The organism is Rhizobium sp. AQ_MP (assembly GCF_014237835.1).
Taxonomy (GTDB): Bacteria; Pseudomonadota; Alphaproteobacteria; order Rhizobiales; family Rhizobiaceae; genus Allorhizobium.
Map to the genome: position 1 here is coordinate 1 of NZ_JACJVI010000061.1, position 691 is coordinate 691.

Here is a 691-nt window from a genome sequence, read left to right on the forward strand (position 1 = left end):
CGGCAAGCGCCGTAGCCGGAATGCGCCTCAATGGAAGCCACTTGCAAGGGTGAAGTTGAGTAAATGAGATATGTGATCGACACCGTCCGGGACAGACCCTGCAAGAAGAACTCCCGGCGCCACTCCTCAACCCGTAGTGAGGTAGCGGTGAACCTTTGGCAAGTATGTGCGCAGCCGCGGTATCGGGCAACGACCGGCAGCAATCTAAATTGAGAGATCGAAGCAGCCTGCATCACCTGACTCCGTGTGGTGAGCTTTTCAGCAGGTACAACAAGGTCGGATCGAGGGGCGAGCGGACGCCTGAGGGATCCTAAGTGGCAAGCGCATTCCTTCAAATCCACTCAGGACCCGAAGGACAGTACCGTGCATACACCGTTTCAGAAGATCCATCCCCTCTGGACGCCTAAGACCCGCCATCCCTATCATGTTGCAATGGATGAAGACGAATGGGTCCTCTCAGGACCATCCGTCGAGGTGTCGATTTCCGGCGTGATTGCCTACGAGGGCACTCATGCCATCGGCGACGTGCTTTACGGCATCCTCTCCAGCAAGGCTTCTTCCCCGCTGAAGGCCGGCAACGCCATGGCAGCAACGAGCACATAGTGTCCTTGGACACTGAGAAGGTCGGCAATAATTGCCACGCTTCTCACCTTTGCTGATCCCCTCACGACAACTGCCAAACCGGAATTTC

The 691-nt window shown here is 56.4% G+C and carries 1 protein-coding gene; it reads left to right on the top strand.

Annotation, left to right across the window (positions count from 1 at the left end):
• The first annotated feature begins 363 nt into the window (after positions 1–363).
• Positions 364–603: a hypothetical protein gene (locus tag H6M51_RS24205; protein ID WP_185812310.1), complete on the top strand. Its 240-nt coding sequence runs from the start codon at positions 364–366 to the stop codon at positions 601–603.
• Positions 604–691 lie beyond the last annotated feature (88 nt).